The following is a 19,151-nucleotide window of genomic DNA, read 5'->3' on the forward strand; positions in this document are numbered from 1 at the left end:
AGTATCGGCCGCGTGCTTTGCGCAATCACGCAGCGAGCGCCTGCAACTGACCAAACAGCGCGTCGGGAATCTCGATGCCGTCACGGGCGGCTGCCTGCGCAAGACTCAGGCGTCGCTGCCCCGGCAGGCGCACGTCCGGGTCGTGAAGCATGACCTCGACAAGGCATTCGACGCGCGACAGATAAGCCGCATTGCCTGCCAGCGCATCAGGATCGATCGCCCAGAACAGATGCCCGATCCGCGACTTCTCGCCATCTTCCGTCAGGAACGAACCGGCCTCGTAACCGAAGTTCGCGCCGGCCAGCGCGGCAGCCAAGAGTTCAACCGTGAGCGCGAGCATTGCGCCCTTCGCGCCGCCGAACGGCAGCATCATGCCGTCGAGTGCGGCTTTGGCGTCGGTGGTCGGCAAGCCGTCACGCGTCGTCGCCCAACCCTCGGGAATCGCCTTGCCCTCGCGTGCGGCGATCATGATCTTGCCGCGCGCCACATTCGACAGCGACAGATCGATTATCAACGGCTCGCCGTCGCGGCGCGGGAACACGGCCGCCATCGGGTTGGTGCCGAACAGAGGACGACGGCCGCCCCATGCCGGCATCGCAGCGGGCGTGTTGCTGAATGCGAGCCCGACGAGGCCCGCCTTTCCGACCGCCTCCAGGTGATACGCGCTCGCGCCCAGATGATGGCTGCGCCTGACGCTTGCGACGGCGCTGCCATGCTCGCGCGCGTGACCGATCAGCGTTTCGATTGCAAGCTCGCAGGCGGGAAAGGCCATGCCATCCGCTGCGTCGATCAGCACAGCCGCGTTGCGAGCGGTGACGATCGCTGGTTTCGCCTGCGGGTTCACGCGGCCGTTGCGCAACTGCGCGATATACATCGGCAGCCGCGACACGCCATGCGATGACAGACCGCGCTCGTCCGCGTACACGAGCGCGCGCGCCGTCGCCGATGCCGTTTCCGTAGTGGCGCCCGCGTTCAGCATGGCGCGCCTGGCCAGTGCGAACAGGTCGCCGGATGCAATACGTGTCATGTCGATATCTTTTCCGATTGTTGTGAGTGACGTCTGTGGTCGAGCAGCGCCTGCTTCACGCGCGCCGCGACGAGCGTGCTGACACGCTCGTTCGATTGCACGGTGAGCCCTGCGATATGCGGCGTCAGAATCAGGTTCGGCGCACCCGCAAGCGGTGACGCGGCCTTCAGTGGTTCGTCGGCGAACACGTCGAGCGCGGCGCCGCCAAGGCGCCCTTGCCGCAGCGCTTCGGCGAGTGCGGTTTCGTCGATCACGCCGCCCCGCGACGTGTTGATCACGGCGGCATGCGGCTTGAGCATCGATAAACGATCGGCGTCGAGCAGGTTGCGCGTCGCGTCGATCAATGGAACATGAACCGAAACCACATCCGCTGTCCGCAGCGCGTGCTCGAATGTGACGCATTGCGCGCCCGTCTCGCTCCAGCACGCGGCGCTCGCGGGCTGCTGCGGATCATAGCCCACCACCCGCATGTCGAGCGCGCGCGCCAGCCGCGCGACGAGCTGCCCTATCGCGCCAAAGCCGATGACGGCCATCGTGCTGCCCGCGAGTTCACGTCCCGACGACAGCGCCGCGCGCGGCCATTCGCCTGCCGCGACCGACGCGCTCGACAGATACGCACGGCGCAACAGCATCAACGCGGTCGCGATCACATATTCAGCAACCGCGCGCGCATTCGCCCCCGTTGCGGGAAACACCTGCACGCCACGCTGCGCGCACGCCGCGAGATCGATGTTGTCGAGCCCGACACCCAGACGTCCCACGGCGATCAGGCGCGGCGCGTCATCGAGCAACGCGGGCGTGACCTGTGTGCGGTTGCGCACGATCAGCGCATCGGCATCGTCCAGCAGCGAGCGCAACGCGTCGGGCCGATCGACGAGCGTGGCATCGGCATGTACTTCGAAATGGCTGGCAAGCGATTCGACGGCGCTAGCGTCGATGAACTCGCTGATAATTATCTTCATGCGGTCGGTCCTCAATTCGAGCGCTCCCGTGCGTAGGCAGGCGGCGTTCTCTCGCTCGTGCCGGCGGTTTGTTCTTCGTCGTCTTTGCTGCGTGGCGCGAGCGGCGCGGCCAGCGTCCTGCGCGCGACCTCCGCATCGAACACGCCTTCCCAGCGCGCGACGACGATGGTCGCGACGGCATTGCCGATCAGGTTGACGATCGCGCGGACCTCGTTGAGCACGCGGTCGATACCGATGATCAGCGTGATGCCTGCAACCGGGATGATGTTGTGCGTCGAGAGCGTCGCCGTCAGCGCAACGAGCGCCGCGCCCGCCACGCCCGCTCCGCCCTTCGATGTCACCATCAGGATCGCGAGCAGGCCGGTCTGCTGCACCAGCGACAGATGCGTGTTGGTGGCCTGCGCGATGAAGAGCGACGTCATCGTCAGATAGATGGCCGCGCCGTCCAGATTGAACGAATAGCCTGTCGGCAGCACGAGACCGACGACGGGCCGTGGACAGCCGAGGCGTTCGAGCTTCTCCATCAGGCGCGGCAGGACCGATTCCGTCGTCGACGTGCCGAGCACGATCAGCAGTTCCTCGCGCAGATATCGCAGCAACGGCCACAGCCCGACGCCCGCCCAGCGGCAGATCGAGCCCAGCACCAGCACGATGAACAGGATGCTCGTCAGGTAGAAGCAGACGATCAGCAAGCCCAGTTGCTGCAATGTGCCGATGCCGTATTTGCCGACCGTAAACGCCATTGCGCCGAATGCGCCGAGCGGCGCGAGCCGCATGATCATCTCGACGATCTTCATCAGTGCTTCGCCGCTCTGTTCGATCACGCGCGACAGGAAGCGGCTTCGGCGCGACATGATGGACAGCGCAATGCCGAACAGCACGGAGAACAACAGCACCTGCAACAGATTGCCCCGCGCGAACGCGCCGATGACGGAGTTCGGCACGATCTCATCGAGAAAGCTCTGCGATGCCGCCGTGTGCACTTCAGCCACATAATGACTGACGGCTTGCGTATCGAGCGTCTTCGGATCGATGTTCAGCCCTTCGCCCGGATGCAGCACGTTCGCGACGACGAGACCGATGAGGAGCGCAACCGTCGTCACAGCTTCGAAGTAGAAGATCGTCTTCAGGCCGACACGCCCAACATGCTTGAGATTTTCCATCCGCGCGATGCCAACCGACACGGTGCAGAAAATCACCAGTGTGATGAGCATCTTGATGAGGCGGATGAAGGTGTCGCCGAAGGGCTTCATCTGCACGCCCCAATCCGGCGAGAGATAGCCGACGAGGATGCCGGCCGCGAGTCCGATCAGAACCTGCACATAAAGATGTTTGAGCACGCGCAAGATGGTGTCTCCTCCACTCGCTGCTGCTTGAAATGGGCAGCCTCGCGCGCCTTGTACCGGGCTTCTGTGGCCCGCTTTTGCAATGACGCGCTTGCTGCAGCGAAACTGCGTTCGCGAAGCCCGACGCACTCAACTCGGGCCGACGGGCTTCATGGGGACGACGCCACGCGAAATCAGGCGCTTTCGAACAGGCGCGTAAGTACGAACTCGCGGTGACCGAGTGCTTCGGCCGACGTCCAGCGGCCGTTGGCCGTCGCAAGCATCGTCTCGAGCAGCTTGTCTCCCGCCTGGTCGAGGTTCTGCTCGCGCTGCAGCAGGCCCGACACGTCCACGTCGATGTGCTCGCCCATCGTGCGCACCGTGCGCGGGTTCGCGCAGATCTTGATGACGGGCACGATCGGATTGCCGATCACGTTGCCCTGACCCGTCGGGAAGAAATGCACCGCGAAGCCGGACGCCGCGCACAGCGTCACCATCTCGGCGGCCGCCGAAGATGAATCCATGAACCACAGACCCGGATGCGTCGGCGGCTCGGCCTTGTCCAGCACGCCGTCGACTCGGCACTTCTTGCCGATCTTCTGGATATTGCCCAGCGCCTTCTCTTCGATCGTCGTGAGGCCGCCTGCGATGTTGCCCTTGGTCGGCTGCGATTCGGACAGGTCGTCGGTCTTCCAGCGGTTGATCATGTCCTGATAGCGGTCGAACATGAACTGGAAGCGCTCGCGCACCTGGTCGTTCGCGCAGCGTGCCGCGACGAGCTGCTCGCCGCCCGTGAGTTCCGACGTCTCACCGAACACGAGCGTCGTGCCCAGCCCATACAGCTTGTCGAACGCATTGCCGACCGTCGGATTCGCGCCGCAACCCGAGGTGGTATCCGACTCGCCGCACTTGGTCGATACCCACAGATCCGAGATCGCGCACTCTTCGCGATCGAGCGTGCTTGCCCACTGCACCATTTCCTTCGCGGCCTTCGATGCGCGCATGATCGTGTCATGGTCGCCGTGCAGCTCGATGCCGAAGCCCATCACCGGCTTGCCCGACTTCGCAATGCCGTCGACGACGCGCTTGGTCCAGCCCTCTTCGATGCCGATCACCACGACGCCCGCGACGTTCGGGTTACAGCCCGCGCCGATCAGCGTGCGGAAATGCAGATCGAGGTCGGCGCCGAACTGCAGGCGGCCATATGGATGAGGCAGCGCCATCGTGCCTTTGATGTTGTTCTCGACGGCCTGTGCGGCGGCATTCGACAGGTCGTCGACGGGCAGGATGATCACATGGTTACGCACGCCAACGCGTCCGTTCGTGCGGCGGTAGCCGCGGAATGTGGTGTTCTGGTCAATCACGCTCATGTTCGGGTCTCTTCAGTCTGGTGTGTTCAAGGAATGGTCGTCTGCAAGACGCGTCCGTCCGCTCCGCTGACAGGGCGGCGATCCGCACAGTCCTGCGTCGGCTTACCAGCGCTTGGTCTTGATGTTGTGCACGTGAGCGTGCTCGCCCGCCGTGATCGTCGCCACCACCTTGCCGATATCGACGCCGTACTTGTAGACCGTGTCGCCGACGGCCATGTCCTTGAGCGCGACCTTGTGGCCAATCGGAATGTCCTGCTTCGCCGCGACTGTGATGACCTCGTCGTCGTCCATGATCCAGGCGTTGAGCTTGGTGCCTGCCTTGATGCCCTCCACTACCGCGACACCGACGGTGTCCTTGGCCTCGTGCAGCACGATATGAATCGTCCTGCGCGACTGCGCGTTTTCTGTCTGTTGCGATGCTCCAGCTGCGTGGCTCATTGTGGGTGTCTCCAGTTGCGTTGACAGGGGTGTCAGGTGGTCAGCATGGAGTGCATCTTAGGACGCACTCATCTATATGTCAACCATATCATCTATATGTGTAAGATGACAGGGATGAGGTAGAATGCGTACCATAACGACGCACAGCAACAGGAAAGAAGAGGACACAGCCATGAACACGGTGACCATCGGGCCGGACCACGCGAACAGCGTCATGGGCAAGCCCACGATCGGCGGCACGCGCTACAAGGAAGTAAAGAATGCGATGCTCGCCGCGCTTTCGACGCAGGAGTGGAAAGGTGGCGAAGTCATACCGTCGGAGAAACGGCTGGCCGAACGTTTCGGCGTGTCGATCGGCACGTTGCGCAAGGCGATCGACGAACTCGTCGCTGAAAATATCCTCGTGCGTCATCAGGGGCTCGGCACGTTCGTCGCGCAGCATCAGCGCGACCGGCACTTTTTCCGCTTCTTCCGCGTGGTGCGCCAGGACGGCGACAAGACCTATCCGACCGTGAGCCTCGTGTCCTTCAAGAAGGGCAAGGCAACGCGCGAGATTGCCGCGATGCTCGGCATCGAGCCGAATGCGCGCATCTTCATGTTCGTCAACCGGCTTGCGCTGCATGGCGCAACGGTGATGATCGACAATATCGCTGTTCCGGAGGCGCGTTTTCCGGGCCTGACAGAAGCGGCACTGCGCGAGCGGCCCAGCACGCTATACAACTTCTACCAGGACGCGTTTCATATCAACGTCGTTGGCACCGAAGAACGTCTACGTGTGGCGGTGGCGAGCGAAGTTGAAAGCGATCTGCTTGACGTGCCCCGCAACACGCCTTTGCTCGAAATCAGACGTGTCGCGTATTCGTATCATCAGATGCCTGTGGAAGTTCGCATTTCTCACGTCAACACGGCGCACTATGAATATGTCGGCCCCTCTGCGTCGCATGAAGAACCTCTATGACTCTGCCCGCAGCCCGATGAAGTTCGTTACCGCGTCACCGAAGGCAGTGCCCCGGTTCTACGGACGCGCCATGCCGCGTTGACGGTTTCTCTTTGCGATCCGCGGTCTCTCGCTCCCCGCGGCTGAGTGTCCGTCACGGACGAACCATTCTTTGGTTGTCCAGGCGACATATTTTCGAAAAGTTTGCTCTTGTATCAATGTCTTCGCCGTTGGCCTGACGGCCCTCCACGCGTTTTTCCTGCAGCGCAATTCGCTGCAGTGCTTCCTGCATATGGCGATTCGCGAGCGCCAGTGCGGATTCTTCCTCAGCCAGAAGGGTCACGGTAGTCTCCTCGTTCGAGATAACCGCCGCAAACATTGCGCTTGCGGCATCCAATGACACCCGTTGGCAATGATGTAGGTTTCGCGCGCAGTTTGCCAGCCGCCGACTGGACGTTCGCGGCTTCGTAGACGTTCCGCAGGCGCATCTGTCTCGAATCACCCTGGAGTGGCCGTGAACGTCGCATTCTCCGAGGGCAGGACAGGGTCGACTACGGGTCAGACTACCCATCCTCCCGAACGTCATTACCGTGATAACGGGGCAGTTATCGCGGCACGAAGCACTTCCATCGTATCCGGAATGGCGCGAAGAGTGATGAGCTTCGATCGGGCGGCACCGAACAAACGATGACGAGCGTGCACTCGAAGAACGACTCTCGCGCGGGCGTTTGTAAAAGACGCATCGTACCGGCTATTGCGCGTATAGTGGTTTCACATGCCACTCCCGGCGTGAAAGGGAGCGATCATGGAAAAGCAGATTTCTACGTCATATCGTGGGTACACGATCGACGTCTTGATCAGACCCAGCGAATCAGATTGGAAGGAGGGTCGTCTGCGGTATGCAGCTTCGTGGGTGATCGTTCCACCAGAAGGTTTGGCGAGACCGGTCGAAAGCGTGACGGAGCCATCCAGATTCCTGACGCGTGATGCTGCATTGACGTATGCCCAGCATACAGCAAGTAAATTCATCGACGACTGCTTCACGCCGGCCCCGGCGAATAGGCGGCAGTATTGAACCCCATCCTCTTCCCCGGCGCATTGCGCGCGGAGGCGCTCATGTTTCGAGTGATCCCATATCGCGGCTTCGACATCCACGTAACGTTGACGCCAGTTGAGCGCGACCTTTACAGCGTCACTTTCCAGATAACGGGGCACAACATCGGCGCCGACAATCTGGACGGTGCGCTCATCAAGGTTCGCCATGGTCCTTTCACGGAACGTTGGGCTTATCTGGTCGCGGAAATTGCCGGGCAGGCTGCAGTCGATGTCCTGACGGGGCCGCAAGGTGACTGAGCAGTAGCACCTGTGTTCTCCACCCCTCCGACTTCCTTGGTGGGTTTCTGATGAATCGCTCGCAACCTGCCACGCAACTTTCTGCAGCCCGTTTGTGTTTGCTTCAACAATGGGCATGCGTAATACGCTGTACATATATCTCGTCCTTCAATCGACATGGATCAGGAGCCATCATGGAAAGTCAATCCTGCTTGCCGTATCGCGGATTCACGATTGACGTCAGAGTCAAACGGTCGCTGACACCGGCTGGCTTACGCGGCCGGTATTCTGTTTCGTAGATAGTCCTTGGCTCGGCGCCTTTGTCGACCGCAGTGGCGAGCCTTCCTGAAAACGTCACCTTCCTCTCGACAGAGGCCGCGTTTCTCTATGCAGAGCGGCAAGCACATCGATTTATCGACAGGCACTCCAACGATCCGGCCGATGACACGGTGGCAATGCAGGTTTGACGGCTTCTCGCACTCATGTCGCAACGTCTGACGTCGCAATCACTTGCTTCCTGGCGCCGGTGGCGTGCGCCTAAGGAAGCGGCGTTCGGAGACACGAGGGAGGGTCGGCTTCTCAAAGTCGACCGAAACGATCAGGGCTTTCCACAATCCTCGCTAAGGCTCGTCAGGACGTCGGCGTACCATGCACAGTTCAAGCCGAGGCTTTCGTCGACCTGCAAATCACGCGTGCCCATGTCAAACGCGGTCGAATGAACGCCAAGAAGCCCCCAGGAAAGCTCGTCCGGCTGCACGCTCGTGCTCATCGACGACGGGTGGATGACCACGGGCGCACCACTTGTCCCTCGATGTGTCCGTGCATCGGTGATGAAACATCCTTTGCCCTGGAAACGCAGGCCGAAGGTGGACGCGACGACGCCGTGCCTTACCACCGGTAAGTGATGCAAAGAGTCGTGGAAACTTAGAGGAAATCCGACGATCAGTACTGATGCGCCGATCCGGACGGAATCCCCAGACGTCACGATGTGCCCGGGACGGAAAGCACGGAAGACGGCGCCGCGCGGTAGTTGTGCGCGCGGAATTTCCAGAAGAGCGACGTCGATCTCGCCGCCCCTATCAGCTGCCTGACGCCACAGGCTCATCCCCTCGACGTATAAAGGTAATGAAATCCACACTGACGCGCCCAGGTTGCTGGGGTCAACGTGCATCTCGATCTCAAGGCGATCGGGATAGTGCTGACTCGACGCGTCAGCCATCACGTGGCGGCTCGTTACCAGGAAGAGGTGTTCTTCCCGAGCGAAAAGAAATCCACTTGCGCCGGTAAGTCGGCGCGTTTGCGCAAAGGTTCGGACCTGAACGACGCTAAGCAACAAAGAGTCTGCCTGGACGTTCGACTCCAGGTGTTGATCAGGATATGGCGCGCTGGACACCCGGGTTCTGGCAGAGAGCAGTTCGCGTAGTGCGTCGTGCTGCGGTCCTTGATGCCTGTCGCCTGCCGTGCCGAGAAACGCTTCTACGGACACGTCAGATACAGCCCCGCCCGATGCGGCGTTCGCCACGTGTCGGACGAACCGCGCCTGTTCCTCTTCCGAGCACAGCATCCAATGATCACCGTTAGGGCTACGGTAGATGAGAGTTGTATTCATTGCGCTCGATAAAGATTGCTGTCACTCCGTTGGCGTAGTGTCCAGCTGGCGACGGGTACAAGGTGACGAGTCAACCATCACCTGCGCGTTTTGGAAGGATGTCGGCACATAGAAAAACGTTCGGAATTGAATCATAGGGGCGCTGGCGTTCCTTCGACGCCGATTCCTGGCTCCAGTGTACGGTCGTCTGCGCGCTAAAAGAATGTCACGGCTGGAATAGGTGATTACCGCTTATTTAGCTGGTTGTTCCGGTTAATGTCACTCTCGCCGGTCTCTACGGCTCAACGCGCGCGCGAAGTGGATGCGATTTATCGAAGTCATCGCTCTAAAGCGGTCACTGGAATTCAGCGCCCGGAAAGCAGCCCGTCGGCAGTGCGTACTCCCGACCCGGAACAGCCACTCGGACCCGATGGGAGGCTATGGCTGGTCACAAAACGAGAACGGCCATTCGCGCGGCGTCGAGGATGGCACGTTGTTGGTCTTTGCCGACGGCGATCGCCCCACGACGGCCACGGAACGAGGTGGACGGGCTCTTCGGCCATTTTCACGGTGGAGTTGGGCAAACACGGATCATTGGTTGGCTATGCGGAGAACGGAGGCGATGCCCTCCTGCATTCTTATCGACGCGGCTGGAATAGCTAAGTGGACGCTCATCCTTGGGGGTTTGAATCCACGCAAGGCGACGGCTTCTTCCATCCACAAACGTACGGTGGCATCGGCCCATGACCTGCCCGTGGGCTGTTGACACTCTCGACTCGCTACCGACGCTCTCACTGTTCCCATAGGTGGCGACATACTGCGCCAGATCAGCCCACTGCGGCGACATCAAAAGGTGTGGGTGAACTCGAGCGACCTGTAGTGCTACAGCATGAAAACCCGGATTCGATCCGGACTGTCCAGTCTTCAAAAGGACCATTGAATGGCGTATTGAACGTCGCGCCGGAATCGGCGGCAAGGGCGGACGGCGCTTCGACCGCCGAAAGATCCATCAGCGTCTCCTGCGCGACCTTCGCGCGAAAGTAGCCGTTCTGCGCCGTGCGATCAGTACCGACTATGGATGGCGCGGCATCGTGCCGGACGCCCGTCTCCGCCTCGGCTGTGCGAAGGCCGCGGGCCGGGGTTTTGAAGAACTCCGGCACCGAACGCGGGCGAATTGGACAGGTCGACGATCACCTGCGCGTCCGTCAGGCACGCTTTAAACCCTTCGCCAGTGATGGTGTTGACGCCGCTCCTGGGCGAAGCAGCGACAACATCGTGATCAGTCTGACGCGGGATAGCGACCGTCTTGCAGCCGATCAGGCCGGTGCCGCCAATGGCAACGATCTTCATGAGTCGTTCTGCATCGTCGATCGTTGCAGAACTTTCACGCGTTCACCCGCAACCGGTCGTTCAGTGGCCCGAATTTGGGTTGCACCGGGTCAGATGTCCGCAGCTGGCGGGCAGTGCCTTGCCCATCGCCGTGGTCGTTCCGGATACGCTGCCGCCGTACTCGGTGGTGCGGGACGTGGACGTGGTTGCGGCGGGTCCCGCATTCTCTTGAGCCGACGTGCCTTCAGCGCGCGCCAACCCCGCCAGAAAAAGCGCAACTGCGCACGCTGCCGAAAGGATGATTCGTGTCTTCAAGATTTGACTCCTTCAATAGGACAGGTTTTGGAACCTGCAGCTACGTTGGCTACATGAAAACCGACGCAATTAAATGGGAGGCGGCACACACCGCGGGTGGCGTTCGAGGCGGCAGAGGCACCTGAGAATCGTCAGAGGGCCGGTAAGCCCCGCGCTCGCAACGAAAACGCAAGATAAAAACATGGCCCTTCTTCGGCGAAATGGAAGATTCGTTTGTAAGGCGGCGTACGGCGTTTGAATACATGTCGCGCTCGCCGCTTCGCACCGCCATGCCTCGCTTTAGCGCTGTCAGTCGATGGGGTCTGCGTCGACAGGCTGATGCATGCCAATCGCCATACGGTTCCACGCGTTGATGACGGCGACTGTCCACGTCAACTCGACGATTTCGCCGTCGTTAAAGTGCTCGCGCAATGCCTGATATTCGACTTCACGATCCACATGACCCTCAGGAAGGCATGTCAAGGATTCGGCCCACGCCAGCGCGGCCTGCTCTTTCGCGGTGAAGAAGTGGGTCTCACGCCACGCCGACAGCACGTTCAGACGCTGCCACGATTCACCGCCCTTGCGCAGTTCGCGCGCATGCATGTCGAGACAGTAGGCGCAGCCGTTGATTTGCGACACGCGCGTCTGCACGAGTTCGATCAACTTGCTGCCAAGTGTCGATTCGGCCAGCGACTGGCTGACGGCATACAGCGACTTGAACGGGACGGGAGCGAGCGTGCTCCACGCGAGACGAGGTGCATTCATGGCGATCTCAAGAAAGTAATGGTTAAGCGATGAAAGAAGTGCTGGATTCGGATGACGGGTGGCGCTGCGGGTTGTCGCGCAACCACTGCGCAGCCTTTGCCTCGACGAGCGCGAGCGGTTCGTCCGTCGATACGAGGCCAGCCGCATGCATGAACGTGACATCTTTGAGTCCGATCACGCCGAGCACCGCGGACAGGTAAGGTCGAAAGAAGTCCGGCTGATAGGCTGGTTCGCGGAACATCGCGCCGCCGGCGGTCACGGCAACAAAGGTGGGGCGATCGCGCAGCAAGCCGACCTTGCCGTTCGCGCCCGCCGCGAACGTCACGTCGATACGCACCACGTGATCGATCCAGTTCTTGAGCACGGCAGGCACCGTAAAGTTGTGCACGGGCGTCGAGATCCAGAGCATGTCCGCCTGATCCAGTTCACGAATCAGTTCGTCCGATACGGCAAGCGCCTCGCCGAACCGCTCTTTCGCGACGTTACCAGGCAGCACGAGCGATTCCGCGTGCGCTTCCGTGATGGGCGGCAGCGGCTGCGTGCCAAGATCGCGCCGCGTGATCTGAATGCCCCGCCCCAGACGCCCGGCCATGGCAGGCAGCAATTGACGGGTGAAGTGCCGGCTCGTCGAGTGGTCGCGCCGGGGGCTGCACTCGAGCAGCAAGACCTTGAGGCTGTTCATGCCAGCTCCATACTGAAGTGAAGGCCGCGAGCAAGCAGGCCGCAGCGGAAATAGAAGCGTTGCGCGAGCGCGTTGGCGAGTGCGGTATCGAGCACGAGACGCTGGCAGTCGTCCGCGCGACCCAGCGTGCAGAGTTCGGCGAGCAGGCGTTCGCCGTGGCCAAGGCCGCGTCCCGCCTCGTCTGTGATGAGGTCGTCGACATAGATGAAGCGGCCGTGAATCAGGTTGTCGATGCGACGGTAGCCGGCCAGCGCAACGGCCTTGCCGTTTTCCCAAAGGCCCAGCAGCCGATAGCCCTGGGCGCCTTGCAGCGCGACGCGAGCGAGGAGGTCCTCGGGCGAATGCAATTGGGGACGCAGTTGATGCATGACATCGAAACAGGCCATCACATCGGCATCTGTTTCGGCATGTCGGAGGGTCAGGGTGTCAGTCATGATGCCGATCGGGAGGCGTTGGTGTAGGCTTCAGTGTCGTCGTTCGATGGCCCAGCCAACAGGGCCATTTTTCCTGCTTCAGACCAGGCCATGACACAACCAACGGGCCGGGCGACACCCGGCGCTCCACCCATCCATGAACAGATCTACGCGCGGTTTCGCGCGATGATCGAGCAGGGGCAACTCAATCCGGGCCAGAAGGTGTCCTCCCTGCGAGCGTTGGCGACCGAACTGGGCGTGGCTCGCGGCACCGTTCAGGTCGCCTACGACCGCCTGCTCGGAGAGGGCTACCTTGTTGCCCGTGGTCCAGCGGGGACATTCGTTTCGGAGGACGCGGCCCCCGCGCAACCCGCTCGCGCGAAGCAAGCGGCAGTCGGCGCATCCCCACTGGCGGCGCCGGGTGCGCTCGAGCACATCATCGAAGTGGATGGCGACAGTCCGGCACCGTTTCAATTGGGGCTGCCCGCGCTCGACGAATTCCCGAGGAAGCTCTGGGCAGGACTGATGGCGCGGCAGGTTCGCAAGGCGGGATCGCTCATCAAACCCAAGCCCGCCGGTTACATGCCGTTGCGCGAGGCGCTCGCGGCCTATCTGCATCGCTCGCGCGGAATCGACGCGGATGCGGGCCAGGTCTTCATCCTGCCGGCCTATACCGCGAGCCTTGCGTTGACGGTCGATGCACTCGGCCTTGCGCGTGACAGCGCCTGGGTCGAGCTTCCTGGCTATCCGCCCGCTGCGCAAACGCTGAAACGGCTCGGCCTGCCGGTTTGCGATGTGCCCGTGGATCAACACGGCATCGACGTCGCGTTCGGACGTGCGCATTTTCCGACCGCGCGGCTAGCCGTCGTCACGCCGTCGCATCAGAGTCCGACAGGCGTCGCGTTGCCGTTACAGCGTCGCGTCGAACTTCTCGATTGGGCGGGCGAGCGCGACGCGTGGATCGTCGAAGATGACTACGACGGCGAGTACCGGTATCGCGGTCATCCATTGCCCGCGCTGAAGAGCATGGATTCCGGCGGACGGGTGATCTATTGCGGCACGCTCAGCAAGGTGCTGTATCCGGGGTTGCGGCTTTCGTATGTGGTCGTCGCGCAAAGCCTCGTTCCGCAGTTCGAACTGGCGTGCAGGCGTACCGCGCATGGCGGTTGCCCAGAATTGCTGCAAGCGGCTGTCGCCGAGTTCATCAGCGAAGGCCATTTCTCCCGGCATATCAAGCGAATGCGAACCCTCTACGCACGGCGGCGAGCGCTGCTGGCGGAAGCGCTTGTGCCTTACGCTGCCGAAGGTTTCGTCGTCCATTTGCAGGACGGCGGCATGCATCTTCTTGTCGACGTACGTGACGATCTTGACGATGTCGTGCTGGCCAGCCGCGCCCGCGCCGCAGGCTTCGCTGTGCATGCACTCACGACATGGCGCAACGGCACCGCTGGACGGCGCGGCCTGTTGATGGGATTCACGAACGTCCGCGATCGCGACGAAGCCGAACGACTGGTTGCGGAACTGATTCGTTCGTTCGGATTGCACGCCGGATAGCAGCAGAGTGCTTTCGCGTCATTACACCTGCCCGGTTTGCCTACGTCTTCCAACATACTTTGTTGTCCGAATTATTGAAAGGTCAATTCCTTTGCGACGCAATACCGTTGGCGGCAAACGCCGGAGTCAGCGGATTCAACGAATCACGTCCCCAATCCGAAATCGTCGCGATTGATGTTCCGGATGCAACACCATGCTCCCCTCCGAGAGTCTTCCGCGCCCTGCAGCCGCATGAATCGCGGCATGCGGATAATCCGAAAGTCGGTGGCCCGCAACGACGGGATCGAGGAGCCAACCCGCCTGCGACGCGGCCTCGGCCGCGTGCCGGCACAGTTCGGCGCCCGTGCGCCCCTCGTTGATCCACAATGCACGGACGTCATGGAGCAACGCTTTGACGTCGCGCGCGCAACGCGCATGCTCCGCAAGGTGTCGCCCGCATCGCCTTCCCATGCACCGTAACGCGGACCGATGTCGATGAAGAAAAAGGTCGTTCTCCGCGAGCACGACGCGCGACGCTGGCTGCTCCGTCAACGGCCTCGCCGTGTTCGCGCCAAAGTCGCGCCAAAGCGCACGATGAGGGAATGCCACGTGCGCGCCATCCCGACATCCGCGAGCAGGCTCTTCGTCAGTTTAACGGCGTCGTCTTCCGTCACTCCCGGCTCGATACGACTCGCGGCTTCGCGAATCACCGCGAGTGTCTTCGCACGCGTGTCGAGCATCCCCAGAATTGAAAACCCACGCCCGATCTTGCACGTGGACCTCTTTTGAACTTCAACATCTCTCGTTTCGGTAGACGCCTCATCACCAGCATGCGAGAAATTCATGCAGCAACGTGACGTAGATCGTCGGCTTTTCGACGTTGGGAAAATGACCTGAACGCTTCATCTCGACGACTTGAACGTCGGAAATGAGGCTAGCGCACTCCTGACCATCCTGCACAGTGTTGAGCCGGTCGTAGCGTCCGGACATGACCAGCGTATTGGCCTTGATGCGCAGCAGCCTGTACTGGCCGACACGGCGTCGATGACTTCCTGCTTGTTCATATGAGCCTCCTATGGCGAACTGCCCGCGCATTGAAAGGCGTGGTCGCATACCCTGACGCATGTCAATCAGCTAAGGCAACATGCAAAACTTGAACAAGACCTGACGTCTCGTCAACAACCCGTGGAGGGTCTCAAACCGACGAGTCATCTCAACGAAGCGGCCTTCGACCCGTGCGACGGACGGCGCGACAATCGTGGGCAAACCTGGAGAGACGTTTGCCCGCAGGACAAGCGACAACGGTGCAATACGCGCAAGCGGATCGATACGGCTCTCGGAGTTAGCAATCACTTTTGCACCGCGATCCGCAGCCTGCTTCACAACATCATGCGATGCCTCGTCACACGGCGCGAACGACGCAGCAATCAGACCGTCCTCACGCGGTACAGACCGGACCTTGGCCTGGTGCGGTCCGCCTATGCCAGTGAAGAGCCCGACACGCTTCTCTGTGCGTTGCAGCATGCACGCCAGGTACACCGCTATCGGAAAGGCCTGGCCCGATCCCACAATCCAGATTGTTCACGCGTATGCCAGTATGTTCGCAACTGCAACGGATGCATCGCGGTCGAGCATGTGCTGCAGCCGGGTCAACTGAAAAGCATTGAGCGTTGATGGCTCGCATGTGCACTGTGATACCACAAATGGCGGCATTCTGACATCAAGCCGCCGTATGGATGCTCTGATTCCAGCAAATGTCCCTTCCTGGCCGAACGCACGCCGACGGAGATCGGCGCTCGACCCGAAGCGGAAGTTGCTGGAGGTCGAAAGTGAAGCGTGCTCCTATGGTCGTCGTTGGGACTGGCGTCGCGTCGCATCAAGCCAATGGGTGCGTTTCACTCTCGAGCGCCGCCAGATCGGGCCACGGCATGCCTGACATATCGCTTACGCCGCACGCGTCCGCGCGCAAAGCTCAGCGGCGCGACAATATGCTGGTTAGAATATCTGGCAATCAGGCGCCGGCGCGTCGCGGCTTCATCTCTGCCTTTGCAGCAATGCCGGCATGACACAAGGAGACAAGCGATGTGGTTTGTCGGAAAAAGCGAGCTTCTCGCGCTGATCGAACGCAACTGCCTCGAAGAGGTGATGCCGGCCTTCAGCGATCACCGCAGCCTGCGCAAGAACGCACTGATCTATCGTCCTGAGGAGCAAAGCGAATACGTGTACCTGCTGAAGGTCGGCCACGTGCGGCTCTATCGGCTCACCGAGGAAGGCCAGGAAATCACGCTGTCGTTTATCAAGGCCGGCATGATCTTCGGCGACGGCGACGTGCTCAACGAAGCGAGCTACTCGCACTATGCAGAGACACTCGCCGCAAGCCGTATTTGCTATATTCGTAAGGCGGACTTCAAAGACCTGCTCAGGCGCTACCACGTGATCAACCAGTTCGTGTTGCGCAGCCATCACCAGCGCTGGCAGGAAGCGCAAAAGCTGATCGAGAATCTGTCGCTGCACGACGTGCGCAAGCGGCTCATCAATATTCTCGCGATGTTCGCCAACCAGATCGGCGCACCGTTCGTGCATGAGGGCGCGAGCGGCGCCGTATTGATCGATCTGTCGATCGCGCAGGACAAGTTGGGGGAATTTATCGGCACATCGCGCGAATCGGTGAACCGCCACTTCAGCGATCTGAAAGCCGAAGGCCTGGTCGACATTCACGAACGCAAGGTCGTACTGACAAAGGCGTTCGTCGCGCATTTCTTGCCGGGCATGACAGCGGCGCCCGCCGCCGAGGGCACCGCGCAGCCCGTAACCAACCGCGCGCAGCCGGCCCATCATGCCTACTAGGCGCCGTTCGTACGCTTAATGCGCACCTGACAGCGCGGCCTTGACGGTCGCCACGCCGCTTTGCGGGCTGGACAGCACCGGCACGCGCGTCTGGCCGAGCGACGGTACGAGCCGCGCCATCGACACTTGCGCGAGCACCACCACGTCCACTTCGTCGGCAAGCGCGACGATGGTGTGCCTGAGCACTTCGTCGTGACGCTCCGCGTCGCCGGCCAGGAGGGCGGCGAACGCTTCTTCGGCGACGCGCTCGACCACACTGATCTCGCGGCCCGCTTCGGCGGCTTTTTTGCGGATCAGCCGCACGGTCGGCTCGAGTGTGGTTTTCACGGTAGCCACCACACCGATCCGCGTGCCGAGTCGGCTCGCTTCCTGCGCCATGGTTTCGTCGATCTTGATGATCGGCGTACGGATCATGCCGCGCAACGTATCGACCGCTTCGCCGACCGACGAGCACGCGTTCAGAATAAAGTCCGCGCCCATCGCCTGCGCGTTCGACATATACGAGTACAACCGGCCCGTTACTTCGGGCGTCAGGTGCCCGGCGCTGCGTACGTCGTTAAGCAGGCTGTCGTCGACGATATTGATCATCCGCACATCGGGTAGTTGCGCGGCGAATTGATCCTTCAACGGCTGAACCGTCACCGGACCGGTGTGCACTACGACTATCGTGGCCATCTCGATTGAAGCTCCGTGTTGAAAAAACCGACTTGCGGCAGGACGTTATGCGGTTGCCGCCGCCATTACTCGCTCCTGGGTTGCGTCTGCGCGCTCAAAGGTACCGTTCAGCCGCCCTTCGCGCACCACCAGAATACGGTCGCTGATCGCCAGCACTTCCTGCAGGTCCGACGAGATCGCGATGATCGCAATGCCTTGCGCGGCAAGCCGGCCAAGCAGAGCATGCACTTCCGCTTTCGCGCCGATATCGATACCGCGGGTCGGCTCGTCGACGATCAGCACGCGCGGATGGCGTGCAACCCACTTCGCGAGCACGACTTTCTGCTGATTGCCACCGCTCAGGTTGATCACTTTCTGCTCGATGGTCGGCGTTTTGACGCCGAGCTTGCGCACGTATTCGCGGCAATGTTCGTCTTCGGCCGCGCGCCGCACGAACTGAAACGGCGAGTAGGTTTCGAGGTGCGTCAGGCTGAAATTCTCGCGCACGCTCATGCCGGCTATCAGGCCCTGCCCCTTGCGGTCTTCCGTGACGAAGCCGATGCCGTTGGCGATCGCATCGTGTGGACTTTCGATGGTCACGCATTTGCCGGCAATCAGCAGGTCGCCGCTTTTCGGCCGCATCCCGAAGATCATTTCCATGATCTCAGTGCGCCCCGAGCCGACCAGCCCCGCAATACCTAGAATCTCGCCGCGATGCACAGCGAAGCTGATGTCGCGAATGCGGCCCGGCGCGTGATTGCGTGCGCGCAACGCCAGATTGCGCACTTCGAGTACGACCTCGCGTGTCGCATGCGACGCCGACACCGCATACAGTTCGTTCAGATCGCGATCGACCATCTTGCGCACCAGCCACTCGCGGGTAATCTCCGCCATCGGCGCACTGCCGACGGTTGCGCCGTCGCGCAGCACGGTCACGCGGTCCGCCAGTTCAAACAGCTCTTCGAGCCTATGCGAAATATAGACAATGCCGATGTTCTGCAACCGCAGCCGCTTGATCAGGTCAAGCAAAATGCGCGTTTCGTGGTGGCTCAGCGACGCAGTCGGCTCGTCCATGATGATGATCTTCGAATCGCATGAGATCGCCTTGGCGATTTCAACCATCTGTTTCTGCCCGACGCTCAGGCGGCTGACCTGTTCGCGCGGATCGACACGCATGCCGATCGTCTCGAGCAGGGTGCGCGCCGCGTCGTTCATCCGCGCACTGTCGATCATGCCGAGCCGCGTGAGCGGCTCGCGCGCGAGAAAGATGTTCTCGGCGACGCTCAGGTTTTCGACGACCGACAGTTCCTGATAAATGATGCCGATGCCCAGCGCACGCGCATGATTGCCGTCGCGCAAGGTCACCGGCTCGCCTTCAATGCGGATTTCGCCGCCGGCGTCCGGTTCGAGCACGCCGGTGAGAATCTTCATCAACGTGCTCTTGCCCGCGCCGTTTTCACCCGCCAGCGCCAGCACTTCGCCACGTGCGATCTCCAGCGTGACGCGGTTCAACGCGCGCACGCCGGGAAACGTCTTCGAGATCTCGCGCACTTCGAGAAAAGGGGTCATCGGCGGTCCTGACTGGTGGCTTGGCGGATGGTGCTTGCCGCGCGGGCGGCCCACGCGGCTTCGTGGCGCAGTTCCCTCCTGCC

General features: G+C 61.4%; 22 protein-coding genes and 1 pseudogene. 6 read left to right on the top strand and 17 right to left on the bottom strand.

The genetic code is table 11. The features are described 5' to 3' along the window. Window positions 1-25: 25 nt before the first annotated feature. From H3V53_RS07385 to H3V53_RS07405, 5 genes are all read right to left on the bottom strand, one after another. Complete coding sequence (locus H3V53_RS07385; RefSeq protein ID WP_336597397.1) at window positions 26-1,027, bottom strand: Ldh family oxidoreductase; 1,002 nt, start codon at window positions 1,025-1,027, stop codon at window positions 26-28. Further along, window positions 1,024-1,989 (bottom strand): hydroxyacid dehydrogenase, encoded by a 966-nt coding sequence (locus tag H3V53_RS07390; RefSeq protein ID WP_336597398.1) that lies wholly within the window; start codon window positions 1,987-1,989, stop codon window positions 1,024-1,026. The genes H3V53_RS07385 and H3V53_RS07390 overlap by 4 nt, the downstream gene beginning before the upstream one ends. An 11-nt stretch (window positions 1,990-2,000) precedes the next feature. Continuing rightward, entirely contained in the window at window positions 2,001-3,335 is a 1,335-nt protein-coding gene (gene dctA, locus H3V53_RS07395) for a C4-dicarboxylate transporter DctA (protein WP_419539451.1), read from the bottom strand. A gap of 173 nt (window positions 3,336-3,508) precedes the next feature. After that, window positions 3,509-4,684 (bottom strand): UxaA family hydrolase, encoded by a 1,176-nt coding sequence (locus tag H3V53_RS07400; RefSeq protein ID WP_054923382.1) that lies wholly within the window; start codon window positions 4,682-4,684, stop codon window positions 3,509-3,511. A 102-nt stretch (window positions 4,685-4,786) separates the two neighbouring features. Next, window positions 4,787-5,122, bottom strand: a complete 336-nt coding sequence (locus H3V53_RS07405; RefSeq protein WP_336597400.1) for a UxaA family hydrolase — start codon at window positions 5,120-5,122, stop codon at window positions 4,787-4,789. Between the two features lie 172 nt (window positions 5,123-5,294). Here H3V53_RS07405 and H3V53_RS07410 point away from each other — a divergent pair, with 172 nt between their 5' ends. Further along, a complete protein-coding gene (locus H3V53_RS07410; protein WP_082426952.1) occupies window positions 5,295-6,080 on the top strand; it encodes a UTRA domain-containing protein in 786 nt (261 codons plus the stop codon). 133 nt (window positions 6,081-6,213) lie between these two features. Here H3V53_RS07410 and H3V53_RS07415 read toward each other — a convergent pair whose 3' ends face one another. Then, window positions 6,214-6,402 carry a hypothetical protein gene (locus H3V53_RS07415; RefSeq protein ID WP_336597401.1) on the bottom strand — a complete coding sequence of 63 codons (189 nt, stop codon included), beginning with the start codon at window positions 6,400-6,402 and terminating at the stop codon, window positions 6,214-6,216. Window positions 6,403-6,864: 462 nt separating this feature from the next. Here H3V53_RS07415 and H3V53_RS07420 point away from each other — a divergent pair, with 462 nt between their 5' ends. Beyond that, the gene (locus tag H3V53_RS07420) at window positions 6,865-7,134 is read left to right on the top strand and encodes a hypothetical protein (RefSeq protein WP_336597402.1); all 270 of its coding nucleotides are present in this window, start codon (window positions 6,865-6,867) and stop codon (window positions 7,132-7,134) included. Next, on the top strand, window positions 7,131-7,412 hold the full coding sequence (locus H3V53_RS07425; RefSeq protein ID WP_336597403.1) for a hypothetical protein: 282 nt from the start codon (window positions 7,131-7,133) through the stop codon (window positions 7,410-7,412). Before H3V53_RS07420 ends, H3V53_RS07425 begins: the two co-directional genes overlap by 4 nt. A 577-nt stretch (window positions 7,413-7,989) precedes the next feature. On the opposite strand, the gene H3V53_RS07430 is transcribed toward H3V53_RS07425, so the two are convergent. From H3V53_RS07430 to H3V53_RS07440, 3 genes and pseudogenes are all read right to left on the bottom strand, one after another. After that, a complete protein-coding gene (locus tag H3V53_RS07430; protein ID WP_336597404.1) occupies window positions 7,990-9,000 on the bottom strand; it encodes a S1 family peptidase in 1,011 nt (336 codons plus the stop codon). Between the two features lie 806 nt (window positions 9,001-9,806). Then, window positions 9,807-9,989 (bottom strand): hypothetical protein, encoded by a 183-nt coding sequence (locus tag H3V53_RS07435; protein ID WP_336597520.1) that lies wholly within the window; start codon window positions 9,987-9,989, stop codon window positions 9,807-9,809. Then, window positions 9,972-10,329: pseudogene (locus H3V53_RS07440) on the bottom strand (NmrA family transcriptional regulator); the annotation flags it as partial. The gene H3V53_RS07435 and the pseudogene H3V53_RS07440, both read right to left, overlap by 18 nt. Here H3V53_RS07440 and H3V53_RS07445 point away from each other — a divergent pair. Continuing rightward, complete coding sequence (locus H3V53_RS07445; RefSeq protein ID WP_336597405.1) at window positions 10,313-10,540, top strand: hypothetical protein; 228 nt, start codon at window positions 10,313-10,315, stop codon at window positions 10,538-10,540. The pseudogene H3V53_RS07440 and the gene H3V53_RS07445 sit on opposite strands and share 17 nt — an antisense overlap. Window positions 10,541-10,911: 371 nt before the next feature. Here H3V53_RS07445 and H3V53_RS07450 read toward each other — a convergent pair whose 3' ends face one another. Genes H3V53_RS07450 through H3V53_RS07460 form a run of 3 tightly spaced genes read right to left on the bottom strand, consistent with a single transcriptional unit; the run spans window position 10,912 to window position 12,486 of the window. After that, on the bottom strand, window positions 10,912-11,370 hold the full coding sequence (locus tag H3V53_RS07450) for a carboxymuconolactone decarboxylase family protein (RefSeq protein ID WP_336597406.1): 459 nt from the start codon (window positions 11,368-11,370) through the stop codon (window positions 10,912-10,914). A 22-nt stretch (window positions 11,371-11,392) separates the two neighbouring features. Beyond that, complete coding sequence (locus H3V53_RS07455) at window positions 11,393-12,052, bottom strand: FMN-dependent NADH-azoreductase (RefSeq protein WP_336597407.1); 660 nt, start codon at window positions 12,050-12,052, stop codon at window positions 11,393-11,395. Then, on the bottom strand, window positions 12,049-12,486 hold the full coding sequence (locus H3V53_RS07460; protein WP_336597408.1) for a GNAT family N-acetyltransferase: 438 nt from the start codon (window positions 12,484-12,486) through the stop codon (window positions 12,049-12,051). The genes H3V53_RS07455 and H3V53_RS07460 overlap by 4 nt, the downstream gene beginning before the upstream one ends. Before the next feature lie 90 nt (window positions 12,487-12,576). Here H3V53_RS07460 and pdxR point away from each other — a divergent pair, with 90 nt between their 5' ends. Then, complete coding sequence (pdxR, locus tag H3V53_RS07465; protein WP_336597409.1) at window positions 12,577-14,019, top strand: MocR-like pyridoxine biosynthesis transcription factor PdxR; 1,443 nt, start codon at window positions 12,577-12,579, stop codon at window positions 14,017-14,019. 527 nt (window positions 14,020-14,546) lie between these two features. Here the strand turns inward: pdxR and H3V53_RS07470 are convergent. From H3V53_RS07470 to H3V53_RS07480, 3 genes are read right to left on the bottom strand one after another with little or no spacing between them, the layout of a single operon-like run. Continuing rightward, window positions 14,547-14,843, bottom strand: a complete 297-nt coding sequence (locus H3V53_RS07470) for a hypothetical protein (RefSeq protein WP_336597410.1) — start codon at window positions 14,841-14,843, stop codon at window positions 14,547-14,549. Next, complete coding sequence (locus H3V53_RS07475) at window positions 14,821-15,123, bottom strand: alpha/beta fold hydrolase (protein ID WP_336597411.1); 303 nt, start codon at window positions 15,121-15,123, stop codon at window positions 14,821-14,823. Before H3V53_RS07475 ends, H3V53_RS07470 begins: the two co-directional genes overlap by 23 nt. A 9-nt stretch (window positions 15,124-15,132) precedes the next feature. Beyond that, complete coding sequence (locus H3V53_RS07480) at window positions 15,133-15,567, bottom strand: MurR/RpiR family transcriptional regulator (RefSeq protein WP_336597412.1); 435 nt, start codon at window positions 15,565-15,567, stop codon at window positions 15,133-15,135. A gap of 513 nt (window positions 15,568-16,080) precedes the next feature. Between H3V53_RS07480 and H3V53_RS07485 the strand changes: the two genes are divergently transcribed. Beyond that, window positions 16,081-16,845 (top strand): Crp/Fnr family transcriptional regulator, encoded by a 765-nt coding sequence (locus H3V53_RS07485; protein WP_336597413.1) that lies wholly within the window; start codon window positions 16,081-16,083, stop codon window positions 16,843-16,845. Between the two features lie 15 nt (window positions 16,846-16,860). Here H3V53_RS07485 and H3V53_RS07490 read toward each other — a convergent pair whose 3' ends face one another. After that, window positions 16,861-17,520, bottom strand: a complete 660-nt coding sequence (locus H3V53_RS07490) for an aspartate/glutamate racemase family protein (protein WP_336597414.1) — start codon at window positions 17,518-17,520, stop codon at window positions 16,861-16,863. A 45-nt stretch (window positions 17,521-17,565) separates the two neighbouring features. Beyond that, window positions 17,566-19,068: a sugar ABC transporter ATP-binding protein gene (locus H3V53_RS07495; protein ID WP_336597415.1), complete on the bottom strand. Its 1,503-nt coding sequence runs from the start codon at window positions 19,066-19,068 to the stop codon at window positions 17,566-17,568. Window positions 19,069-19,151: the final 83 nt, after the last annotated feature.

The organism is Paraburkholderia bengalensis (assembly GCF_037126505.1).
Classification (GTDB): domain Bacteria; phylum Pseudomonadota; class Gammaproteobacteria; order Burkholderiales; family Burkholderiaceae; genus Paraburkholderia; species Paraburkholderia bengalensis.